The 488-nt window shown below is 34.0% G+C and carries 1 protein-coding gene; it reads left to right on the top strand.

Features of this window, described 5'->3' with window-relative positions:
* Nucleotides 1–450: phosphoribosyltransferase family protein (locus tag P7D84_RS13730; protein ID WP_125292798.1), on the top strand; the 450-nt coding region annotated here is incomplete at its 5' end.
* Nucleotides 451–488 lie beyond the last annotated feature (38 nt).

The following is a 488-nucleotide window of genomic DNA, read 5'->3' as shown; positions in this document are numbered from 1 at the left end:
ATTTTTACACATAAAACCGTTTTTGATAAAATTGTAAAAGTACTATCATTGGATTTTCAAAATAAAGTAGATTATGTGGCTGCCCCAGAAGCAATTGGATGGATACTAGGCACTGCCATAGCCAAAGAACTTGGAGTGGGGTTTATTGGAGTAAGAAAAGGTGATAAGCTGCCATACGCAAAAGAAGAGATTATTTCGACACATTTTACCGACTATTCAGGTCAAGATAAAAGCTTTGAAATATCTAAGAGTTCTATTGTGAGGAACAAAAGAGTTTTGATTGTAGATGATTGGATAGAGACAGGTTCTCAAATGAAGGCTTTAATAGCTTTGTTAGAGAAATTGGATTGCAGCATTATTGGGTTGGCTACTATTGGGATTGATATAAATGAGGTTACTCAAAAATGGATAGACAGCAGTTTTGTAGCTTATATTGGCTCAAACATATAATAAACCGAAAGAAAATCTTGAATCAAAATTTTGGATGG

This window comes from Enterococcus dongliensis (genome assembly GCF_031927985.1).
GTDB lineage: Bacteria > Bacillota > Bacilli > Lactobacillales > Enterococcaceae > Enterococcus_A > Enterococcus_A dongliensis.
Note: the sequence above shows the minus strand (reverse complement) of the source record. Positions and strands in the feature narration are given on the sequence as shown.